18 protein-coding genes are annotated in these 22,835 nt (G+C 59.6%); 6 read left to right on the top strand and 12 right to left on the bottom strand.

Features of this window, described 5'->3' with window-relative positions; all coding sequences use genetic code 11:
- Window positions 1–22: 22 nt before the first annotated feature.
- Both N3C12_13855 and N3C12_13850 read left to right on the top strand, forming a co-directional pair.
- Window positions 23–1,171: an acetyl-CoA acetyltransferase gene (locus N3C12_13855; protein ID MCX8073513.1), complete on the top strand. Its 1,149-nt coding sequence runs from the start codon at window positions 23–25 to the stop codon at window positions 1,169–1,171.
- Between the two features lie 217 nt (window positions 1,172–1,388).
- Complete coding sequence (locus N3C12_13850; protein MCX8073512.1) at window positions 1,389–1,886, top strand: hypothetical protein; 498 nt, start codon at window positions 1,389–1,391, stop codon at window positions 1,884–1,886.
- Between the two features lie 155 nt (window positions 1,887–2,041).
- On the opposite strand, the gene N3C12_13845 is transcribed toward N3C12_13850, so the two are convergent.
- The 3 genes from N3C12_13845 to N3C12_13835 are packed head-to-tail and all read right to left on the bottom strand — an operon-like array spanning window position 2,042 to window position 4,787.
- Window positions 2,042–2,374, bottom strand: coding sequence for a DUF5658 family protein (locus tag N3C12_13845; GenBank protein MCX8073511.1), 333 nt, complete (start codon window positions 2,372–2,374; stop codon window positions 2,042–2,044).
- A complete protein-coding gene (locus tag N3C12_13840; protein MCX8073510.1) occupies window positions 2,371–3,615 on the bottom strand; it encodes a CoA transferase in 1,245 nt (414 codons plus the stop codon). Before N3C12_13840 ends, N3C12_13845 begins: the two co-directional genes overlap by 4 nt.
- Window positions 3,594–4,787, bottom strand: a complete 1,194-nt coding sequence (locus N3C12_13835; GenBank protein MCX8073509.1) for a CoA transferase — start codon at window positions 4,785–4,787, stop codon at window positions 3,594–3,596. The genes N3C12_13840 and N3C12_13835 overlap by 22 nt, the downstream gene beginning before the upstream one ends.
- Window positions 4,788–5,067: 280 nt before the next feature.
- Here N3C12_13835 and N3C12_13830 point away from each other — a divergent pair, with 280 nt between their 5' ends.
- On the top strand, window positions 5,068–5,793 hold the full coding sequence (locus N3C12_13830) for a hypothetical protein (GenBank protein MCX8073508.1): 726 nt from the start codon (window positions 5,068–5,070) through the stop codon (window positions 5,791–5,793).
- Window positions 5,794–5,931: 138 nt separating this feature from the next.
- Here the strand turns inward: N3C12_13830 and N3C12_13825 are convergent, their stop codons facing one another.
- Together N3C12_13825 and N3C12_13820 are read right to left on the bottom strand one after the other, a co-directional pair.
- Window positions 5,932–6,216 (bottom strand): hypothetical protein, encoded by a 285-nt coding sequence (locus tag N3C12_13825; protein MCX8073507.1) that lies wholly within the window; start codon window positions 6,214–6,216, stop codon window positions 5,932–5,934.
- A gap of 3 nt (window positions 6,217–6,219) precedes the next feature.
- Window positions 6,220–6,903, bottom strand: coding sequence for a hypothetical protein (locus tag N3C12_13820; GenBank protein ID MCX8073506.1), 684 nt, complete (start codon window positions 6,901–6,903; stop codon window positions 6,220–6,222).
- Between the two features lie 137 nt (window positions 6,904–7,040).
- Between N3C12_13820 and N3C12_13815 the strand changes: the two genes are divergently transcribed.
- Window positions 7,041–8,195, top strand: coding sequence for a deoxyguanosinetriphosphate triphosphohydrolase (locus N3C12_13815; protein ID MCX8073505.1), 1,155 nt, complete (start codon window positions 7,041–7,043; stop codon window positions 8,193–8,195).
- Between the two features lie 7 nt (window positions 8,196–8,202).
- On the opposite strand, the gene N3C12_13810 is transcribed toward N3C12_13815, so the two are convergent.
- Together N3C12_13810 and N3C12_13805 are read right to left on the bottom strand one after the other, a co-directional pair.
- Window positions 8,203–8,541 carry a hypothetical protein gene (locus N3C12_13810; GenBank protein MCX8073504.1) on the bottom strand — a complete coding sequence of 113 codons (339 nt, stop codon included), beginning with the start codon at window positions 8,539–8,541 and terminating at the stop codon, window positions 8,203–8,205.
- Window positions 8,542–8,618: 77 nt separating this feature from the next.
- The gene (locus tag N3C12_13805; protein MCX8073503.1) at window positions 8,619–12,485 is read right to left on the bottom strand and encodes a hypothetical protein; all 3,867 of its coding nucleotides are present in this window, start codon (window positions 12,483–12,485) and stop codon (window positions 8,619–8,621) included.
- A 240-nt stretch (window positions 12,486–12,725) separates the two neighbouring features.
- Between N3C12_13805 and era the strand changes: the two genes are divergently transcribed.
- Entirely contained in the window at window positions 12,726–13,619 is an 894-nt protein-coding gene (gene era / locus N3C12_13800; GenBank protein ID MCX8073502.1) for a GTPase Era, read from the top strand.
- 27 nt (window positions 13,620–13,646) lie between these two features.
- On the opposite strand, the gene N3C12_13795 is transcribed toward era, so the two are convergent.
- The 5 genes from N3C12_13795 to N3C12_13775 all read right to left on the bottom strand — a co-directional run bounded on the left by N3C12_13795 (window position 13,647) and on the right by N3C12_13775 (window position 21,294).
- Window positions 13,647–15,272, bottom strand: a complete 1,626-nt coding sequence (locus tag N3C12_13795; protein ID MCX8073501.1) for an acyl--CoA ligase — start codon at window positions 15,270–15,272, stop codon at window positions 13,647–13,649.
- A gap of 22 nt (window positions 15,273–15,294) precedes the next feature.
- Window positions 15,295–16,494: a CoA transferase gene (locus tag N3C12_13790; GenBank protein ID MCX8073500.1), complete on the bottom strand. Its 1,200-nt coding sequence runs from the start codon at window positions 16,492–16,494 to the stop codon at window positions 15,295–15,297.
- Window positions 16,491–18,050: an AMP-binding protein gene (locus N3C12_13785; GenBank protein ID MCX8073499.1), complete on the bottom strand. Its 1,560-nt coding sequence runs from the start codon at window positions 18,048–18,050 to the stop codon at window positions 16,491–16,493. The genes N3C12_13790 and N3C12_13785 overlap by 4 nt, the downstream gene beginning before the upstream one ends.
- Window positions 18,051–18,121: 71 nt before the next feature.
- The gene (locus N3C12_13780; protein ID MCX8073498.1) at window positions 18,122–19,105 is read right to left on the bottom strand and encodes an alpha-L-glutamate ligase-like protein; all 984 of its coding nucleotides are present in this window, start codon (window positions 19,103–19,105) and stop codon (window positions 18,122–18,124) included.
- A complete protein-coding gene (locus N3C12_13775) occupies window positions 19,096–21,294 on the bottom strand; it encodes a hypothetical protein (protein ID MCX8073497.1) in 2,199 nt (732 codons plus the stop codon). The genes N3C12_13780 and N3C12_13775 overlap by 10 nt, the downstream gene beginning before the upstream one ends.
- Window positions 21,295–21,542: 248 nt before the next feature.
- On the opposite strand from N3C12_13775, the gene N3C12_13770 reads away from it, so the two are divergent.
- Window positions 21,543–22,703 carry an acyl-CoA dehydrogenase family protein gene (locus N3C12_13770; protein MCX8073496.1) on the top strand — a complete coding sequence of 387 codons (1,161 nt, stop codon included), beginning with the start codon at window positions 21,543–21,545 and terminating at the stop codon, window positions 22,701–22,703.
- Window positions 22,704–22,835: the final 132 nt, after the last annotated feature.

The following is a 22,835-nucleotide window of genomic DNA, read 5'->3' as shown; positions in this document are numbered from 1 at the left end:
GCGTGATTGGAGGTTCTGGTCCATGCGCGATCAGGTGGCAGTGATTGGCGTAGGATGCACTCAATTTGGCGACCTCTTCCATAAGGGGTACGAGGAGTTGATCTGCGAGGCTGCCTTCGAGGCCTACGCGGATGCGCAGATCGATCCAAAAGATATCCAGGCTGCCTACCTTGGTACGTATCTTCCCGGCCCGGGCGGGGGGAAGTCGGCAACGTCACTCGCCGATGCGCTCCGACTGTACAACCGGCCGGTGACCCGCGTCGAGAACTACTGTGCGACGGGAACCGACGCGTTTCGCAATGCTTGCATTGCCGTGGCGTCGGGTACGTACGATATCGCTCTCGTGGTCGGTGCGGAGAAGCTCAAAGACCGCCCGGGGCGGGGCTTGCCGCGCTTCGGCCACCCCTTGCTTGCTAAGGGAAATTCTGCGCCCGGGTTATTTGCGTTGGCCGCTAACCGTTACATGCACACGTTCAAAGTTGGTCGAGATGTGCTGGCGAAAGTGGCAGTGAAAAACCATTACAACGGAGCTCGTAACCCGCGCGCCCATTTACGCATGGAGATCACGGAGGAAAAAGTCCTGCAAGCCCCAATGATCGCTTGGCCGTTTGGGTTGTTCGACTGCTGTCCCACCACCGACGGTGCCGCTGCAGCGATTGTCTGCCGCGCGGACCTGGCAAAACGCTTCCGAGATGACTTCGTGCTCGTAAAAGGATTCGGACTCGCTGTAACCTCCGGGCGACCTTACTTTGATCCGACGTTCGATTACCTCGGTTTCCGGTCAACCCAACAGGCGGCCCAGCAGGCTTATCGCATGGCGGGTGTGAGCCCAGCTGATATCGACTTCGCCGAGGTCCACGACTGCTTTACCTGGACCGAGCTATCCAACATGGAAGACCTCGGTTTTTGTGGAAAAGGGGAGGCACCGTACTGGGTGCGGGAGGGCCGTACCGCCTTGAGTGGTGACCTGCCAATTAACCCGAGCGGAGGACTGAAGTCCTTCGGTCATCCGATTGGGGCTAGCGGCGTCCGCATGATCTTCGAGTGCGTTACCCAACTCAGGGGGCAATGTGGAGAGCGCCAAGTGAAAAACGCCGAAATCGGCCTCGCCCACAACGTCGGCGGACCAGGCGCAGTCGCGTGCGTCGTTATCCTTGGGTTGCCAAGCTGAGCCCTGAAGCGCAGTTGTCGTAGTTTCACCCAACGGGGTTGTCCGAAAACGATGCGCAAGGCCCAGTGAAGGCAGCTCGTAGGCCGTAGATTTGAAACTGAAATCGGATTTTATCGCGAGTAATCTATGCTCGCGCCTTGGCATCGCATCTGCAAGGCAACCTGAAGCAGACCAAGGCATCCGCACCGGGTTCACAACTTCAGGGAGGGAGGTCTGGATGGAGGGCATTTCGTTGCGTCGTTCACGGGAGTACGATGGCACGAGCTTCGATGGCGTATTGCCTCGACTGGTCGCTCCAGAGATTTTGCTGCCCTCGCAATTTTATCAAAGGATGCGCCAGCAGCGCATTCTCGAAGGAGAGCGCCGACTGATGCTGGCGATTTTGGAAGACGCCGTGGCCTGCTTTCAGAAATACGCCGGTGCTACACGCCCGCGCTCACGCCGCTTGTTCAAGGAAGCGGAGGAGTGGTTTCTCGATACCGACAGCAGTTGGGTATTTTCATTCGAGTCGATCTGCAGCGTGCTGAACATCGACGCACAGTACTTCCGGCGTAACCTCTTGCGATGGAAGGAGGAGTTGCTGGCACAGCCGCCGGAAATGCGCGCTAAGATTGGGCGCGTCCGTTTGCGCGCTGCCCGCCGACACAAAATCCTGCCATTCGTGCCGCGTCGACGGCGGAAAAATCGGCAGAAGGTGGCGAGTCCCACAAATTGAGCGCCTCCGCCTTGCCCGCTGATCTAGAGTGTACTGTGGAGCGTCTCGGGCCGCTCTTTGGATTCGTGTCCTAGGGGAGAGCTTCGCTCGCGCGGCGAGCCAGCCGCTTCAGCCTGCCGCCGCTGGGGAAGCACTCGCGTCATCCTGTAAGCATTCTAACTCACGGCCGAGAGGAGCTTGATGGTCCACGGCAAGAACGAGAATAGTACGTGCACTAACGCTACCGTTGCTAGGGCGAACTGAATGACCCGATGTTGCCGATAGCGGTGGAGAAGAAACAAAAGCCCACATGCGTGCGCCTTGAACAGAAGGAGGGTGTTTTCAACCCCGAGCAACTGAAACGTTGCGCGCAAAAGGGGATTGGCCTCCTGAAACCCAAGCCGTAGGCCCTGATAAGTCGCCACTCCATCGAAAAGCTGGAGCGCCACATTGAGCAGGAAAAGGTCGTGGAGCGTCCGCTCTCCCCAGCTCGCTTGATATGTGATCATCGCAGCACTCCAGAGGCCCGCAGGGCTTCAATGTGCTCTTCGTTGTAGCCCAAGATGCTGCGGAGCACATAGTCGGTGTGTTCCCCGAGCAATGGAGCTGGGCGCTCGACCCAGCATGGCGAGCCAGACATTTTCCATGGAATACCCATGTGCAGCTTCTTGCCGACCTCCGGGTGCTCGAGTTCGACAAAGAAGTTCTCAGCGCGCAAGTGCTCGTCCTCGGCAAGATCGCGACTGTCGTAGCAAGGAAAGGCCGCAATTCCTCGACTTTGGAGAATTGCTATAACCTCCCGAGGGGACCGTTGCATCGTCCACCGCTCGACAGCCTCCTCGATCTTATCCACCGCTTGCAACCGACCCGGCAACGTTTTCAAAGCGGGGTCTGAGGCGAGATCTGCACGATCTAGCACCGCCGCAAAGCGCTCCCATTCGGCGTCGTCGCGAATCGCAATCGCGACCCAGCGCTGCTCTCCGGCGCAGCGGAATATCCCATGCGGAACCATACAGTGATCTCGATTCCCATTTCTCTCTGGCTGTGTACCGTCCCACCCGTACTGCACGATCCCTTCAGGGATCACGCTGATCGTTGTCTCCCACTGCGACAGGTCGATCAGTTGCCCTTCGCCAGTTTCCTCCCGATGCCACAGGGCAGCCAAGACCGCGAAAGCCGCATGCAACCCCGCTGTGGGGTCACCGTAGGAAATGCCGACATGCATGGGTGGATAGCCGCGATACCCGGTGAGTGACGAAAGCCCTGCAAGTGGGACCTGTGCCGGGCCGTAAGACACGTACTCTCGTTCCGGACCCGTGGCACCGTAACCCGACATGGAAATCATAATGAGATCTGGGCGGATCGTGCGGAGGACATCGTAACCCAGCCCGAGGCGCTCCATGACCCCCGCGGCAAAGTTTTCGCAAACAATGTCGGATTTCCTCACCAGATCCTTGGCGATTTCGATCGCCTCTGGGCGCTTTAAATCCAGAGCAAGGCTGAGTTTGCCCTGGTTGTACTGGTTGAAGTACCCGCTGCGATTCAGGCCTGGTTGACCATCTGGCCATGGTGGCAGCAAACGCGTCACACACGGGCGAGTGGCGCTCTCGACGCGGATCACCTCCGCCCCAAGATGCGCAAGCTGAAGAGTGCAAAACGGGCCGGCCCATACCCATGTGAAATCTGCCACCCGGATGCCGGCAAGCGGTTTCATACTGAAGCCACTTTTCAGGTCGACGCGAGCTCCCATAGACTTCCTCGCTCCAGGGCAGTTCGAAGTTCTTCGTTGTGTTCCCCAAGCCGTGGAGCTGGCCGGCGTAGTTGCCAGGGAGTCCTACTGAGGCGATAGGGAGCCCCGGGGAGCGTGGTTTGCCCCACATCTGGTTGCTCGATGACCGCGAAGAAACCTCTCGCAGCGAGATGCTTTGAGTCCAGCAGATCGCCCATCGTCGACACAGGAGCCAGGGGGATGCGGCGCGCTTGGCCCGCGTGGTAGAGGTCTTGCACCGATTGCTCCGACATCCACTCTTGCATGAGCAGCTTGAGTGCATCCCAATTGCGAGCCCGTGAAAGGCGATCGGCGAAGATTTCCAAATCTGCCCATTCCGGGTGGCCCATGAGTGCCACGAGCTGCCGCCACTGATGCTCTTCTACACAACAAACAAAAATCCAACCGTCGCGGCATTCGAAGAAGTCTAGGGGTTGGATGGGCTTTTGCCCGAGTCGCGAAGCAATCAAGCCCATGTAAGGGTAGTACTCGAACGTCAGCTCTAGAATCGACGCTACACACTGTTGGACGGAAACAACTACATGCTGCCCGGTGCCGCTTCTTCGCCGTGAGAACAACGCACCGAGCCCGGCAACCGCAGCATTCAAGGCGCCCTGGAACTCCGCTTGGAAACCGAAAGGCTTGAGGGGCGGGAGGTCGTCGCTGCCAGGACCGGCACCGTTTAAGTAGGCCAATCCGCCAGCGGCCCAAAGTGTGATGTCGCTTGCCTCGTAGTCGCGGAGTGGACCCGTTAAGCCGAAAGGGGTAATCGACACCTCGACAAGCTTGGGGTTGAGCCGGGCGAGCTGTTCGTACTCGAGACCCAAACGGCCCATCCGTGGTGGCGGAACATTGTGGATGAGGAGGTCGGCGTCGCGCACAAGGGCCTGGAGCAGCTCTCGGCCTTCGGGTTGAGAGAGGTCGGCCGTGATGCCCAGTTTGTTGCAATTGAGGTATATGAATAGGCCGCTAGCGTCGGGATCGGGTCTTCCACGGGGAAACGGACCGCGGCGCCGGGCGGGATCACCCCAGGGCGGCTCGATCTTGATGACGGCGGCGCCGAGATCGGCGAAGAGCTTACTGGCGTACGCAGCAGAAACGAGTCCTCCGCACTCAACAATTTTTAAGCCTCCCAAGGGACGCGCGCTCACCATGGTCCGCCAAGCCAGCGGGCAATTATCACATCGTACAGCAGCACTCCAGCAAGAGTGTCGGCGGATGCAAAGTCTGCCGTGCGTTGATGAGGTGGGTTTTTGCTTGGAGTGCCGTTCGCTCAGAAGGGCTACGGTGATGCGCAATTTTCTTGGCATCGCGGGGAGAATATGCTTGACAAGCGCCGCTGCGCGGTGGTCAGCTACGGAGCGCGGAAGTTCTGAGAGTGTTCAAACTCAATCTCGGTATCGAGTCATAAGGCGAGGTTTAGAGAGGTTTCCAATGGGAAAGTCGAGGGTGTCCCGATGGGGCTGGGCGGCATTCGCGGCGTGTTTTGTCTGCTGCGTGATTGCGGGATGTGGGAGCGATGGCTCGTCTGGGGTAACCGTTCTGCCGAGCGGACCGCCGAATGAACCAATCATTACCGGGTTCGTGCTCGCCCCGAACGGAGTCATGGCTCGCGACGATGGCGTACCGCCAAGGCAGTTTGCCTTCGATCGGCTGTTGGCCGCGCCCGCCCAGGCGCTGCAAGGAATCAGCGCAGTCGGAGTAGGTGTGCCAGTTTCTCTGGTTGAACTCGACTGGATCGACTTTGCGGATGGTCGCATCGATAGCCCCGTGCCTCTCGACCTGGACACCGTAACGGAAGCGGATGGGCGTTACCGCATCATGGATCCTGAGGCGCGCGACGTGCTTTCTTGTCGGAAAATGTTGATGGCCGGAAGTGGCGGGACGGTGTTGCGGGCACTGGTGTATGGTCGAGAGGTCAACGTGGATCCGGCCTCAGAAGCACTAGTGCGCGTGCTGCTCGACTTTGTGTCCGGCTCCACAGCGCAGCTTTGTGACTTCAGCGCGGCGGAGCTGCAGCGCTTACAACAGCGGGTCTACGAGGTTACGTGGATTGCCAGCGGCAACTCTGTCGCTGAGATCACAGCCGCAGCTCACGACCTCGCCCGTCGTAACCGTTCACTCCAGCAGGCGCTTGTTGCAGCAGCCACGACGGAGTGATGGTCGCCCCGCTCCGGGTCACGCTTTTTGTGTGGTACCCGACCGGAAGGCAAGCCGAGCCTCCACTGCAGCGCCCCGGCCCATACAGAGTTTAGGCCGCTTGACGCGCAGCCTGCGGCCAGTCAACGCGGTGCCTGGTTACTGAAGGCACGACTCACGAGCGCTTTGCCGCAACTGCTCGGGAAGCACGGCCAGCAAGTCGCGAGGATCCTGCGGCTCCTCGCGATGGTGCCACGCGACCATGAAATCCGTGTGGGAAAACTGCCGTCCATCCCACTTGGCGAACACCTGCCAAGGGGTGCGCGCCGCCGCGCGAGAAAGGAGGTGGACCTCCTGCTTCTCGGTGACGCCGATCGCCGCGCGCTCGCTCGGGGTCATGGCAAAGAGCACGTAATCGGGATGTTTCGTGGTTACGAAGAACATGGCTCATTCCCCCTCGAGGCAACCACGGATCTGCGGGCATACGCCCAGCCAGCTATGACGCACCGCAGCCGAGTAGCTGAAAATTTGCATTCCCTTTGGTCCGAACCCTCCGACGTTCACGTAGCCGCCATCGACCGTTGCGGTGGCCGACCAGTCCCACTCGCGCTCGAGTAGTCGCTCTCCACGCGAGCGGAAAACGAGAATGCAGTCATACACGATTTCGGCCGCTAAGCGCCGTCCTACTTCTAGGCCGGAACAATTCCAGGGCTTCCCCCAGTTCTCAAGGATCTTCGTCTGCTCGTGGTAGCTGCGGTTTCGTGTTGCCGGTAACGTAGACCTACTGACGAGCGCCCAGCCGGGCCTGGGGGTTTCCGTTTTTGCCACGGGTTCGAGCAAAATTCCCCATTCGTCTTTGAGCTGGTAACCGACCTGCCGGAGAAACCGCGCGTCAAACAAGTCTTCGTGCGAGGCAATGGCACGCTCGAGCACGAACGGAGAACCTCCCAAGGCTGGCTGTCGCAGGATAAGCAGGAGACCACTTTCGGCTGCGGACCTCAAAGTGCTTTGGTCAAATGGCACGTGCGGAACCGGCCCCGCGGAGGTTCCAAAGGCCTGCTCAACCTCCGCTGGGCCGTAAAAGTTTTTGCCGAACAGCCCCTGAGCGTAATCGGGCGGTAAGGACTTCATTGACGCCGTATAGCAAATGACGGGTAACCCTCAACCAGAATGCAGTCTCCCCGTGACGTGGCTTTACCTCGAATCATTTGCCGCGGTGAGCCTCTGCTCGTTGCAGAAGCAAGGGAGCGCTCCTTATAACGTCGGCAATGACCCGTGACGAACTTATCCAATTTGAACATCAGTTCCTTGCTCCGTACGCCGTGCGGAGTACGGCCAGCCGAGGGCGGGATCACGATGAGGATGAACATGCATTTCGGCTTCCGTTCCAAAGAGACCGGGATCGCATCATTCACTCCACCGCGTTTCGCCGTTTGGAGTATAAGACGCAGGTGTTCGTAAACCACGAAGGCGACTATTACCGCACGCGCCTGACCCACACGATGGAAGCGGCGCAAATCGCGCGCACAGTGGCCCAGGCGCTTCGGCTGAACCAGGACCTTGCGGAAGCCATCGCTCTTGCCCACGACCTCGGGCACACTCCATTTGGCCATGCCGGTGAACGGGTCTTGCACCGCCTCATGGAACCTTACGGAGGCTTCGAACACAATGCGCAAAGCCTTCGGATCGTTGAAGTCTTGGAGGAGCGTTACCCTCAGTTTCGGGGGCTCAATCTCACGTGGGAAGTGCGAGAAGGGATCGTGAAGCACTCGCTCCCCTACGATAAGCCATTGGCCCAACGCTTCGATCCCGGGCTGTCTCCTTCCCTCGAAGCACAGATCGTCGATTACGCCGATGAGATCGCGTACAACACCCACGACATCGACGACGGCCTTAAGTCAGGCCTGTTGGAACTGGAGCAACTTCACGAGGTCCGGCTATGGCGCGAAACGTTCGACGATATTCGCCAGCGGTGGCCGGAGGCAGGTTTTCGCATTTGGCGTTATCAGGCTCAGCGCCGTTTGATCGATCTCTTCGTTACCGACTTGATCAACGCCACCGCGCGCAAGCTGAAACATGAGAAGATCGATTCGCTCGCTGCCGTTCGCAACTACGCAAAGCCAATCGTAGGTTTCAGCGAGGAACTGGAAGAGAAGCGCTTGGAGCTCAAACAATTCCTCTTCGCGAACCTGTACCGGCACTACCGGGTAACAAGGATGATGGTGAAGGCCCAGCGTGTCATGGAAGAGTTGTTCCACGCTTATCTCGCCGAGCCCAAGTTGTTGCCCCCGCATATTTTGGGCCGGTGTGAGCGGGAGGGCGAGACGCTCCAGCGCGTCGTTTGCGATTACATCGCGGGCATGACTGATCGTTTTGCTCTCGAGGAGCATCGCAAGCTGTTTGACCCGGACGAGCGGGTCTAGACCGCGCTCACTTGACTGAAGGCTTTTCTAAATTGAGTAACCGCGCGTTCCCAGAGGCGTCGAAGTTGACCAAGGGAGCATCATCCGGCAACGCCAAGACAGCAACGATTCCTTGCTCGACGTTGTGCCGCCACACCTGATACCAGTTCTCTGCCAGCTCGCGTCGCAGATTAGGCTCCACGGTGGTCCATAGGTTGGGGTCGACGCGGATCATCAATATTCTTCCCTGGCGCTCGATGCTGCGCACACCGACGCGGGTACGGAGCGTCTCGTCGTTGCGAAGAGAGGCAACGATTTGGTCTGGCGGAATCCAATGTGCGTGGGCGGTGAGCACGAGAATCGTCATAGGAACCATCAGGGCCGAATAAACAGCAAGGGCCCACCAGCGCTGGCGGGCCCTACTCGCGACTCCGCAAACGGACTTCATTGCTCTGGAGGCTGCTGCGGCGTGGGCGCAGGGGTCGGAAACACAATGCGGTTCCATGGGAGGTGTTCACCACCACCTTTTTGAAGTTCCTCCTCGCGCTCACGCACGCGCTCGCGGTCGTCCATCACCTTGGAGGCCCCGTCGCTATCCGCCACGGCGCGGCCAATGAGTCGACCGAACAATCTCGCCAGCCAGGAGAAGCGCTCTAACTGCTCTTGCTTCGCGACCATCACCGGCGACGGGAACAGCCCTACGGTGGCGGCCCCTGCTGAACACGACGGGGGGAGTGCGGGACAGCTTGGCTCTCCGGCGTTCGGCGGAAGTGAAATCCCGGAGTACTGAGAGTCGCCGTCTCCGTCGACGAAAATGGGGTTGGTCATCGCCCAGGGGACCGCGTCTTTGGCCACGAGATTCATGATTGGATCTGCGGGAGGAGCTCCCGTCAGGGGGAGATTCTGACTGGCTTCCACGATGTAGTAACTGTCGCCACTCACGGTGTCGGAGATGGTGGCATTGAAGCGTACGACATTGGCGTTCGATTGCTCAAAGGGATTGCTAGGGTTGGGCGCCACCGCGGGGGTCGTTGTGCTGTTGTAGCAGGCCAGAACGCAGCCATTTTTGATGATGCGGACTTCTTCTACCGGAACCCACGGAGCGGCCTGCACTTGGATTTGTAAGTTTACCGAGGTCACACTGGGCCCGAGCGTCTGGCCCATTTTGACTGGAGGGCCGCCAGCATTGGCGGTGAATCCGATGTACGGGCCGGAAGATATGCTCATGTTTCCATTTAGCACGGCGGTATTGAAGGCTTTGACGTCGAGGCTGGTGGCGTTCGTGAAGTCTCCCGCGCCCACGAACGTTCGCGAGTATCCGGGCAATTCGATCACCAAGCGATGCGAGTCGGAAACCCCGGTTCCCCACACGGGATGGCGCTGGCCAGCTTTACCCACCTGGATGCCTTGGTTAAGCAGGCTTAGCCAGTCGCGCCGCACGAGCTTTAGGTCATTGAAACCGCTGCGGTTGGCACCGTTGTCGATTTCCATCACGTCAAAGTCGATATTGCGGGTCCCGTTCGGGTTCTCGAATCCGCCGCCGCACCCGCTCGTCGTGCACAAGCTTGCCTGGGGGACAACGTTCAGATCGAGCAAAATGCGATTGCAGCCGTTGGCGGCGCCAGGGATGCTGCCACTGTTGCAGCCACACTTTCCGCCGCCGGTGCACTGGGCGTCGCTCGTACAAGCAACGCCGTCATTAGTTCCTCCCGCGCAAGAATTGGTCGAACATCGCACGGGGTATTGCTGGCAGGTGTCCACGGACCCAGGTGGGTTGAAACCGATGTTGTCGAACATTCCGATGTTCACCACACCGCCGAGCCCTGCACGGGGGTGATTGAGCTGCACGACTTGCTCGCCCACGTCGGTGCAAGCGCCCGAGCCACACTGTGAGTTCGAAGTGCAGGGAAGCCCGTTCTTCGGACCGCCCACGCACTGGAAGTTGCTTTGCGCGCGCAACCGATCGTAAATTACGTTCGCGCTCACACTCTCGTCCTCGACGGATCCCGATCTCCGCAAATTCGGGTCGAAAATCGAGGGCCAAGAGTTGATGTGACCCCACGCGTTCGCGAGGAACGGCGGGTTGGGCACGGAAGTGGTGACCTCAGTGCCCACGATCGAGCCAATGAACGGTTGCATCTTGAGCTTCTTAATGACTGGCGCATAGTCGGTGTTGATGTCGTGGTCAGTCGACACCATCACCTCCAGGCCCTCGCCAGCAAAACTCCGAACCCGGCCTTCGAGCGGCGCGGAGGAGTCTAGGCTACGAGCCGAGTGGATGTGAAAATCGGCAGACATGTATCCGGTGGTATCCAGAACTCGTTTGATCGTCTGAATGCCCAAGTCGGTGACTGCCCCGCTCGTGATGGTTACCGGTGCCACCTGCGCGATCGTATACTCAGGCCCACGGGAAATCGTGGCTGTGTAAGTGCCCGGTTTGATGTCGACCACCGCCTTTCCCTTGGCGTCGGTGTAAATGACGTTCACCTGGCCGCCACCCGGCTGCATCCCAGGGACACCAGCCTCGCCATCAGTAGTATCGGCACGGCAGACATATCCTGGGTCACAATCGGCGTCGGAATTGCAGTCATGCTTGCGACAACGTCCGTCGGCGGCACAGACAAACCCGGATGGACATCCTGGGCTGCATCGAACCGGGACCTTGTTCGTGCAGGTTCGAAAACACGTGTTGCCGCTACCGCAGTCAGAGTCGTTCGTGCAAGCCTGAGAAAGATTGTTGGAGCACATCCCGTTGCGCGTATCGAAAGAAAAGGTTGCGAACTCGCGCTTCATGTCAGGAGACGGGCTCAGGGAGATTTTCGCCGGAATTCCGGTGTTGCTATCCGCGTCGCGAACTTCGATTTTGAGTTTCCCTGGCTTGGTGATGGCGATCGGCGGAATTGTCGTGTTTTGCCCGGCGGTGACCGTGAACTGCGGGGTCCAAAAGTCAACTTGTCCGGGTACGACCACGTGCGCACGGTAATCTCCCTCTGGGAGAACAATCTTGCTGAAACTACTCTTGGTTCGTACCGCGGAAATCGGCGCGTTGTCTAACAACCCCCACTGCGATCCTAGAGCGGAGAAACTGGGACCACCCACGCGAATAAACGTGATCGTTCCCTCCACTGGAGAAGATGGGCTTAGACGCCCGGACACGGTACCTAACTGAGAGGACAAAGGCGTCGAATAGAGAATGCTTTCCGGGTTGCGCTGGTCGCCAATGACCGCCGCTGGGTCGTTGCGATCGCCAACGATGATTCGGCGCGAAAAAGTTCGCGAAGCGTTATTCGCTAAAAAGGGACCGACAAGCGTGGGCAGCGTGGCTGCCGAGAGAAATCCGCCTTGCAAGCTTGTCATCGCAAATTGGTCAGCGATCGGATTCTGTATGCCGCCTAGGGCGGGACCATTGGAGTCGTCGAAGCCTCCGTCGGAGAAATATCCATAAGCAATGGCTCCGGCCTTTTTGTTTCGCGCGGCTACGCCGTCCTTGACATCTACGTTACCCGGCACGGCAAAAAACGGCGCCGAGGTCAGCGCTGCGAGAATTGCCGAAGTGCTGGATAGGTTGAGGATCGGGTGAGTGAATCCGCGCCCCTTGTCCGGCACAAAAGGCATCAACCCGCGGCCGCCCCACAGAAGCACGTCAAAGATCGGGAGCAACTGGGAGCTTCCGGTTTGGTTCCAAACCTCGGTGGTCACGAACAGTGTGCGTTGGTTTTTGCATGCCTTGTACGTGGTTCTTACCCGAACCTTCGGGTTCGCTCGGGTGGAGCAAAAGTCGGTTCCGGAAGTGCAAGAGCCGAGCATGATCCCGTACACCGTAATCGCTGCACAGTCGGGGTCGGTTGGGCACAGTGTATTGGACCCTTCGACGGTGGCGCAGGGATTGTTGCCCGCGGGTAGGCCCCAGGCAACTTCGTCCCCTTTCCGGAACAGAAACACGTTGGCGAGACTGAATCCGCCCGTATTGAAGCCCTGAGGAAACTGGTCGTTGTGCTTACCCTTTAATCCGAGATCGATGAGCGTACCTCCGGTTTGGACGGCATTCGATGAGGTCAGATCGACGGTCGCGCTGCCTCCCACGGTGCTGATCGTCTCGGTGTCGATGTTGTCGATAATGGCCACAACCTTGCCATTTGTGAGGTACCAGTCCCCCACGCCTCCAGCGGCGTCCGTGCCGCCAAACAACAGCGCGTTTGCAGTGGCGGCTGTGACTTGTTCGGCCTTGCAAGGCCCGCACGCAGCACGCGATTGCTGAGGCCAACTGAACGCCAGTGCCACGATTGCTGCTGCAAACAAAATCTTGCCCATCGATCTCACCTCCCGCTGACTTCGAGCGTGCCGCTTCCTCTCGGGCCTTTTCCCTTTTCTGTCTCGTGCATGTCAAGATAGCTCCGCGCTCTCTGCGCCATCCTAGCGGGCCCGCGGGCCGGGTGGTTTATCCGCGTGGGCAGGATGCCGAGCCCCGCACGCGGGCGCAAGGAGCGAGTCGGGCCTAGAGATGGCCTCATCGCTCATTGCGTGCGAACACCATGGTGCTAGCAAGCGGGCGTGGCAGAAAGCGACACGACTCACCGGTCCGGCTTTGTTGTGTTGGTCGGGCGCCCCAACGTGGGCAAGTCGACGCTCCTCAATCGTTTGTTGGGGCAAAAGGTTGCCATCGTAACCCCAAAGCCACAAACCACTCGCTCGCGGATTCGGGGCATTTTAACCCTTCCGGAAGCGCAAATTGTGCTTGTCGACACGCCGGGGCTTCATGAAGCGAAAACGCTGATCAACCGCCGCATGATGCAAGTGGCAGAAGAAGCCATGGGAGAGGCTGACGTTATCCTATGGCTAGTGGATGCGACGGAAGGAGTTACGAACGAGGACCGCCAAATCGCGGCGCGTTTGCAGCGCTTTCGAGATTGTCTTGCCGTGGCCTTGAACAAAATCGACTGCATCAAACCTAATGCAATGATTCCCATTTTGGCGGAACTCGATCAGCTGCTTCCAGGCGTTGACGTTATCCCGATTAGCGCGGCGGAGGGTGGAAATATCGCCGAACTTTTGCGCGTGGTGGTCGGTAAACTCCCGCCCGGCCCACGACTGTATGACCCTGAAACGTTCACTGATCAGACCGAGCGGGCTTTGGTTCAGGAGGTCATTCGCGAGCAAGTGTTGTTGCAAACCCGACAAGAGGTGCCGTACGCCGTTGCCGTGACCGTGGAAAGCTTCGAGGAAAAAAAGAACGTAGTGGTCATTCACGCAACGATCCACGTCGAGCGGGAGTCGCAAAAGCCAATCGTGATAGGCAAGGGCGGCTCCCGCATCAAGTCGATCGGGCAGTCAGCTCGCGAGCAAATCGAACAAATGCTCGGGAAAAAGGTCTACCTGCAGTTGTTTGTACGGGTGCAGGAAGACTGGACGAAAGACCCACGGCGGTTACGCGAGTTCGGGCTCTAATCCCAGCTCTAGTTGAACGCCCCCAGCTCAGCGTCGATTGCTGAGCGCGGCAGGATCGGCTTGGACCCTTCTTCGAGCCTCTTCGCGCAGAGCGGCTTTTTCGATCTTCCCGGTCGCAGTGCGAGGAATCTCAGTGGCGCTCACAAAAAAGATGTGACGAGGCACCTTGTAGCTGGCTAGCCGATCGCGACAAAAAGCAACGATGTCCTCGGTTGTAACCGTCATACTCGGCCGAAGAACCACGAAGGCGGCGACGTTTTCGCCTCTGACCTCATGAGGCACACCGACGACCGCGGCTGACTGCACTGCCGGATGTTGCGCGAGTGCCTCCTCGACCTCCTGCGCCGCGACGTTGACGCCTGCAGTTTTGATCACGTCTTTGAGCCTGCCGACAAAGTGCAACCGACCGTCGTCGTCGACAAAGCCCAAATCGCCGGTGTGAAAGAAGCCCTCGGAGTCAAAGGTCTGGTGATAGGGTACCTTGTAATAGCCCTCCATGAGAGTGCTACCGCGCACACAGATTTCGCCCGTCGCTCCTGACGGAAGCACCCGCCCGTCCTCGGCGCTTACGATGCGGATTTCCGTACCGGGAAGTGGGTTTCCACAGGTGTTCATCCGCACCTCGCGGGGATCAGTCCACCGCGCGCAGGCCACGCAGGTAGCGGTTTCACTGAGGCCGTACATGCCCACGGCAAAGTGCGGTTGTACGAGCAAGCGGTCGGCTAGTGGGTGCGCCGAGCCTTTGCGCAACGCGAGCTTGCGGTTTGGGAAATCCGGATGTTCCAACAGGGGACCGGCCTGGTGCCATCCGGCCATGATTGTGCACCGCTCCTGCTCGAGGAGCTGCAAAGCTTGCGCAGGTTCCACCCGCTCGTGCAGGACTACACGTCCGAGGCCGCTCCAAGTGGCGAGCAAACCGAGAACAAAGCCTCCGGTCCAAAACAAGGGCATGTGCCCCCACCAAGAATCTTCTTCTGAGATGCCAACCGCTTCAGCAATACGCCGCCCTGAAACCAACAGCGCCTCGTGGCAGTGGACCACTGCTTTCGGTTGGGCGGTCGTGCCCGAGGTGAAGAAGATCACCGCCCGGTCGCTGGGCTCCCCGGTTTCGGCCAGTGCCTCGACATACTCGAGGTCGACTGGGTCCCGCCCATCACCCGTCGGAGCTTTTGGTGTGTCTTGAGCCGCAAAGAAACGCACGCATCTTAGGTTGGGGAAGTCCAGATTGAATAGCGGCGTCGTTCCGCTGCGGGCCGTGATTTCCGGAATCAAAGCCGAAAGTTCGTCAACGAAATCCCGCCCTCGAAAGGCGGTCATAGACAACAACACTTCGACGTCTGCGTGCCGGAGTGCGAACGCAATCTCGTGGCTTTTCCACAACGTGGATAACGGCACGACCACCGCCCCTAGAGTCCACGCTCCAAACGCGTAGAAAACCCACTCTGGGCGATTCGTCCAGAGAAGGCCAACGTGGGTCCCTTTCCTGACTCCGAGGCGGGCCAACCAACGCGCGGTGGCTAGAATTTGTTCCTCTAACTCCGTGCCCGAGTAACGTGCGGTTACCGCACTCTCCGGGGCGAAAGCGAGCATCTCCCGCGCCCCAAACTGGGCGGCTGCCTCGCGAACGAATGCCGAGAGGGTTCGTGCACGCACGGTTGTCTTTACCGAGGCGGAATCATTCGCACACGCCCATGGCACGGAGGGCAGCGATGTCGTCTGGCGACTTTCCAAGTAGACGCAGGCACTCCTCTGTGTGTTCGCCGAGTTGAGGGGGCGGAATCCGCAGGGAGCCCGGCGTTTCGCTCATGCGGAACACCACGTTCATGGTGCGGAACGGCCCGAGCTTGGGGTGCTCCCAGTTGGCGACCGAGCCCAAGACCTTCAGTTGCTCTAACTCGAAGAGTTCCTTCAGCGAATTCACCTTGCACGCCGGAACGTCGTGCTGCTGGCAAAGCTCGATCCAGTGAGCACAAGTGTTCGTGAGGAAAATCTCTTGCAGTGTGGAGACGACCAACTCCCGGTTCGCGCAGCGCGCCGTGTTCGTGGCAAAACGCGGGTCCGCCAGCAGGTCCTCCCGCCCTAACGCGGTACACAATCGCTTGAAGAAGGCGTTGGTCAAACAAGCCAGAATGAAGTACCCATCGCTGGCTGCAAACGCCTGATACGGAACCAGGTCAGGATGGCCGTTGCCGAACTTCGGGTAATCGTAGCCGGTGTTGAGGTAGGCTGTGGAAATGTCCGCCAGTAAGGAAATCACAGCGTCCAGCATGGTCAGGTCGATCCGCTGGCCGACGCCGGTCTTCTCTCGATGAAATAACGCCAAAGCGATGGCGTAGGCGCAGTAGATGCCCGAGGAAATGTCGGCGACGGGACCGGCCGCTTTTGCCGGTGGTCCGTCTGGGAATCCAGTGAGCCCCATCATTCCGCCAGTCGCTTGTAAGATGAGATCCATCCCCGGCTGGTGCGCCATCGGGCCGCGGTCCCCGAATGCAGTGATCGAGGCATAGATCAGCCGGGGGTTCACCGAGCGCAGTTGTTCGTACCCCAGACCCAAGCGATCCATTACGCCCGGTCGAAAATTTTCGACGACGACGTCGGCTTGCGCCACCATTTCTCGCGCTAGGCGTGCACCCTCGGGGTGCTTGATGTCCACAGCAACCGAGCGCTTGTTTCGGTTGAGCCCCCAAAAGTTGAAACTGCCGATGCGCGGGTCTGCCCCGCGTGCATAACGAATGCTGTCGCCTCGCCCCGGTTTTTCGATCTTCCAGACGTCGGCCCCCATGTCGCCGAGTAACGTTGTGCACCATGGACCGGCTGCTTGGTGGCTAAAGTCAATCACGCGAATTCCTTGAAGGGGGCCTGCTTGCGTCGTCATCGTTCCACCTCCTGTGATCCGTATTGCGATGAAGTTCCAGAGGTAGCAAAGCGAGCTTTCAGGGCTGCCAAATCGACCTTGCTTGTGGCGTTGCGCGGAAGTTCGGTAACGAACTCGACCCGCCGCGGTTTTTTGAATGAAGCCAACTGGCGCCCTGCGAACTCGATGATCTCTTGCTCGGTGACTTCCCTTCCGGCCTGCCGCACGACAATCGCCGTAACCTGCTCGCCCCATTTGGGGTGCGGCGTGCCGATCACCGCCACCTCGGCCACTGCCGGGTGCTGCCGCAACACTTCTTCGACCTCCACAGGTGACACATTTTCCCCGCCGGTGATGATGAGGTTTTTGATCCTGCCGGTGACGTAAAAAAAGCCTTGCTCGTCACGACGGCCGAGGTCTCCTGTGTGGAGCCAGCTGTCACGGAGCACCTCTTTGGTTCCGAGCGGGTTGCGCCAATAGCCTTGCATCACCGTCGGGCCCGCGACAACAATTTCGCCTTCTTCTCCGTCCGCAGCCCAACTTCCGTCCGTTTTACGGATGCGCACCGCTACGTGTGGGTTTTGACGGCCGACAGTGCCCCGGTGCTCGAACACTTCGAATCGGCGTGCCATAGTCACACCATCCGTCGCTTCGGATTGACCGTAGGCCTCGATGATTTCAGCCGCCGGAAAGATCTCTCTCAGCGCTTCTTTCGCACTCATGGGCGTGAACGCCCCTCCGACGGACACCTTGCGCACCGTTTTTTGGACGCTTGACGGCACACGACCCCGAGACACGACATCGGCGACCATGCCGCCGATCAGCGTAAGATCGGTGATGCCGTATCGCTCGCTCGCCCACAGCAAGAGGTCGAGGTCGAAGCGAGGAAAGAGGACAACCGTGGCACCGAACAAAATCCGGCAGAGAACGTGGGAAACAAACACCGGAGTGTGGCTGAGCAAACTCAGCGCTGCCCCGACCTCCGACCCGTTGTCCCCACGAGCGGCCGAACAAGCCAGCGCGGACCAAAAGAGATTCCTGTGTGCGAGCATCACGGCCTTGGGCGACCCGGTTGTTCCCGAGGTGAAAGCCAACACAGCCAAATCCGCGGCTGCTTTGCTCTCAGCCGCCTGCATGGTCGCCGCCGGCGGCCGATGAACCACTGCCGGCGCCGTGCCGGGCGTTTCCCCCGCCTGCAGGACCGGAACGGAAAACTCGCGCCAAGTGGGTTCCAAAGTGCTCACTGAAGTTGGGTCCAGGATGAGGGCGTGCGCTTCGGCGAGCTCCAACGCGCGGCGCACCTCCTCTCCGCTCGCCCGCACACTGATCGGGGCTACGGTGGCTCCTAGCGACCAGGCGGCATAGTGGCTCGCAACCGCCAACGGACTGTTCGGCGCCCGGAAGGCGATGCGGCTTCCACGGCCGCAGCCAACTCCGGACAACGCAACTGCGAGTTGCTCCGCGTATTCCGCAAGGGCACCGTAAGGCCACAGCCGCTCATGAAACAGGAGTCCACGAGCGTCGCCATGCCGAATCGCCTGGAGGCGCAGGAAATCCGTGGTTGTCGGGAGCAACAACGTGCGTCTGCGTCGCCAAAGCCCACGGCTTCGCATGTCGGCCCCCGACTAACGATTGTTCATATGCCCTGTCAAGCGCGGGAAGCGGTTTCCGCTTTGTGCGCCCGGTACACTTCGAGGCCTAAGCGAACGCGATCCTCGGCGCCAAGCCCGTTCTGGTGCGCTAGCTTGGAGTGGAGCGCTGTCAGCAATGGCCGCAGGCCGACATGATTGGCCAACTGGATGGCTAAGCCCGGTCGAGCGTTGAGCTCGAGGACGCACGGGCCGACATGGGGATCTAATACCAGGTCGACGCCGAAGTATCCTAAAGGCACGCAATCGAAACACGCTGCAGCAACTTCCAGGAGGCTTTGCCACTGCGGCACTTGCAACTCTCGCAAAGGTGCCTGCGTGTCCGGATGGGCCACAACGGGCTTTTCCCCCCAGACCGCATGGGTGGCTTGTCCGCTTTCGAGGTCCACGCCCACACCGACACCCCCCAAGTGTAAGTTGGCCCGGCCGTCGGAGCGACGCGTCGGGAGCCTCATCATCGCGAGGATGGGGACGCCGTACGCAACCAAGATGCGGATGTCAGGAATGCCGCGAAATACGAAGCGGGCCAGATCCGGGTGAAGTTCCAGCCGCTCCTCGATGAGCACCTCGTCATACGTCTGGTTCAACGCGTAGGCGCCCACCAAAATTTCCGCAGCATGAGCGCGCAAATCGTTCCAGTGCAATGTCTCTCCACTCGCCTTGATGAAGGTGTTGCCCTTGCGACCGGTCACGACCACGATTCCCTCGCCTCCGGCGCCGCGGGCTGGCTTCATCACGAAGCTCGTGTGGTTACGGAGAGCGTCTCCCAACGTTCTCAGTTCCGCAACGGAACGGAACCTGCCGAAGGTCTGAGGTGTGGGAACCTGTCGCGCCGCCAATGCCAGCTTGGTGGCACTTTTGTTGTCGACCAGTGCCACCAGGTGCGGGGGATTCAATGCGATGCCGAAATCGTGATTGCGACGGTTTAGCCCGAGAGCGAGCCGGTGAAGGGTACGAAGCCGTGCGACCAAGTTCATCGCCATGGCTGTCGATTTTCCAAGAGCGCCCAGAAGCGTTTATATTCCAGCACGCGCAAGCCGCGCCATTTTCCCAACAGGACATCGACAACGATGGCGAGCAGAAGGATTTCGGGGAAACTGAGAAGAAGTGCCTGTAACCCTCCCCATTCCACCGCTCCGTAACAAATGGAGGCGAGGAGTAGGGTGTTCGCGGTGAGCCGCACCGCCTCGCGCGTTCCGAGTTGCGCTCGGGAAGAAGCGAAATGTTCGATCATGTTGGACATAATCACCATGGGAAAGATGCTCACGTTAAGTAGCGCACCGATCCCGAACGAGGCTCCGAGCACGGCCAAGCCCGCCATGATTCCCGCAACGATGGTGATGAGAATCGCCAGGCGAGACACAAGCTGTAGGCGGACCCGCTGTAGAGCTGCACGCACGAGTGCACCCGTGCCCACGATTGCGACGAAAATGAACAACCCCCACTTGAGCCCCGTCGTGAGAAACGCGAGCGAGACAATAACCGGGGCAAATGTGCCGAACGTCTCGATGCCAATCACGATGCGAATCACCACGACTAATGCGGCAATCAACGGCAGGACCAAAATGAACGTGAGTGCCTGGAGGGGCACCTGCGCTGTGACCGCCCGCGCCCACGCACCCACAACTGCTTGCCGCCAGGTCCCTAAGCGGTGGTACGCCACGTAATCCACGATCATCGGCTTAAGCGACCATTTGCGGGCTTCCTCCTCGAGCGGGGTGCCATCGATAACGTTTGCCCGAGCAAGAGCCCATAACGCAGCGACTTTGGTGGGCTGAGGAATCAATACGACTTCACCCGCATCGAGCAGGCTGAACAATACAGCTCCCAAAGTCATACCGACGGCACCGGGAAACTGGCCAGCAATGACGAGCCGTGCGTCCTGTAACTTTACACTGGTTTCCCCTAAAACCAGTGCTGCGTAGAGACCGGCGTCGTCGCTGGTGTGCAGCACGAGAACGTGAGCACTTTGCACGAGTGGTAGGTTGTTGGCGATAAGCCGCTGCAAATATTGCTGCCGAAAATACCGGGGGGCAGGCGGTACGGTGAGCACCACCAGGTCCACCTGCGCTTCGTTAGCCTCGCGAAAGATTCTTTCGCTGGTTGCCTGGGCTAGAGGTTGGTCCGTGAACATGACCACAGTGGCAAGCGGTTGGTCGACATAAGCAGATGCCGTCTTCGCCAACGGCTGCAGTGGAGTGACCACGCGTTCTTTAGTGGTGGCAGACGTGTCACTTTCCGCTTTGCGCATCCGCCGCACGAGGAACTCGTACTCCACTTGGGCACCGGCCGGGTGCACGATGAGGGGCAGGTCGCCACGGTACAAGGCAAGGTACCGATTGGGGAGCCAGCCAAAGTGGCCCCCGCTAGGATCGAGTGGAATCCACAGACCAGCGACGTTGGCTTCCACCCACGAAATGGTTGCCCGCTTTTTGATCGCGTCTTCCAAGCTGAGGCCGCCGACCACCCGTGCAGGAATCCCGGCGGCTTGCAGCAACGCGGCTAAAAGGCGCGCCCTGCCGGTAACGCTACCTCGTTCGCGCGAGAGCACCGTCAAAGCGTCCTCACGGGTGGTTGCCGGAGCCAGGCGGATCTGAGTGGCGACGAATTGATAGATGTTCCACAGCAGCTGCTCCGTTGTTTGTGCCCCGGCAGCGAGTTCTCGAGCCCGCTGGCGAATAGCCCCCTCGCGGCTCTGAATCAATGGAGAAGGTTCGAGCCAGCGGCGCAGCGCCTGGTCTACTGGGGCAAGTTGCGAGAGCTTTTCCGCGGGGATGTCGAAGATACGGTCCGTAACCGCGAATTCAAACTCGGCCTCGATCTCGTCGTCGGCGCTCTCGCCGTTGTGTGTCCAGGTCCCCACCAGGTTCGGGCTGACAACTTCCTCTCCAAATCGGAAGCCCGGGCTGCGCAAGCTCCGCCGGTGGGCCTCTTGGTGCGTGTCCGACAGCGGCAGCAGCACGCGCACGCTGCTGCCGCTGGGTAAGTTGGGCGCACGCAGGACGAACTTCACGTGCCAATAAGTGGTTGTGGCCGTGGTCGGACGCTCCCGTTGCGTGAGGCGTTCCTGAGCAGTGGGGTAGAGCTCAGCAGTGGGAAGCGGCTCGGGGGTGGGCGTTGCTCGGACCGAACTAACCAAGACAACGCAAAGCAGCGGCGCGAGGCGTTTCATGTGAACGCTTGCGGTGAGTACCAGCACGTTGCGGTGGTCGCAAGCAACGGAGCGTATCTTGGCCGGGACCGGCGTGAGTTGTGTTCCTGACCCCAAGGAATGGTGGCCGCGATTTAGGAACGCCTGGCCCTTGCCAAGCTTGCGTGGCGATCCTTGTCACTGTCTTCTTGGTTGATGTCTTTGTGAAGTTCTGCCGCTAGCGCCGAGTCCTCTTGCTTTAGGAGGTCGTTCTCGACAGTGTCCCCGGTATGGACGAGACAGCTGTTCGTAGTGACGTTACTGACGAAATCGTTGCGGCGGTGCGGCGCTTCGTGGAGCGCGAGGTGGTGCCGGTGGCTAGCGAACTCGAGCACCGCAACGAATACCCGCATGCACTGGTGGCGCGGATGAAGGAGCTCGGCCTGTTCGGCGCTACCATCCCAGTACAATACGGCGGCTTGGGGCTTAGCGTTGCGACGTATGCTCGCATCGTCGAGGAACTGGCCCGTGGATGGATGAGCTTAAGCGGCGTGCTGAATACGCATCTCATGGTTGCTTACTTGCTGCGCGAGCACGGCACTGCCGAGCAAAAGCAGCGCTACCTGCCAGCGATGGCGCGCGGTGATCATCGTGGGGCGCTCTGCCTGACGGAGCCTCACGCAGGTAGCGATGTGCAACGCATCCGCACCACTGCCGTGCGGCGCGGTGATGTGTACGTGCTCAACGGCAGCAAAATGTTCATCACCAACGCACGTACGGCAACCATCTATGCAATCGTCGCCAAAACCGATCCCAAGGCCGAGCCCCCATATAAAGGAATGAGCTTGTTTCTTGGAGAAAAGGGGCCGGGCCTCACAGTGAGCCGTGATATCGACAAGCTTGGTTACAAGGGAATCGAAACGTGTGAGGTCCACTTGGAGGACTACGAGGTTCCGACGGCCAATTTGTTAGGAGGCGTTGAAGGCAGGGGTTTCGTACAGGTGATGAGCGGCTTGGAGGTTGGGCGCGTGAACATTGCCGCCCGCGCCGTCGGTGTGGCGACTGCCGCCTTCGAGCAGGCCATTCGCTACGCCCAGCAGCGGGAAACCTTTGGTAAACCCATTGCCCAACACCAAGCGATTCAGCTTAAGTTGGCCGACATGGCAACTAAAATCCAAGCGGCGCGGCTCCTGACCTATTCGGCTGCGGAAAAGAAGGATCGTGGCGAGCGTGCCGATGTGGAGGCCGGGATGGCGAAGTTGTTTGCGTCGGAAACCTGCCTCGAAGTTGCCACCGAGGCAATGCGCGTACTTGGAGGCTACGGCTACACGGCTGAGTTCCCGGTGGAGCGGTACTTTCGTGATGCGCCGCTGATGATCATTGGCGAGGGGACGAACGAAATCCAGCGGTTGGTCATCGCCCGGCAACTCCTGGAGCGCTACAAGATTTAGTCGGCTCGTGATGAAAGCGCTCACCTTCGGGCGTGCACCGAAGGTGAAAACAAGCGAGCCTATCGGGCCTTGCTAAAGCACGATCGGGTACCTGCCACTGGAATCTATCAGGCCAGGACGCTGCGGTTGGCG

This window comes from Candidatus Binatia bacterium (assembly GCA_026415395.1).
Lineage (GTDB): Bacteria > Desulfobacterota > Binatia > HRBIN30 > HRBIN30 > HRBIN30.
This window is presented reverse-complemented; position numbering and strand designations above follow the sequence as displayed.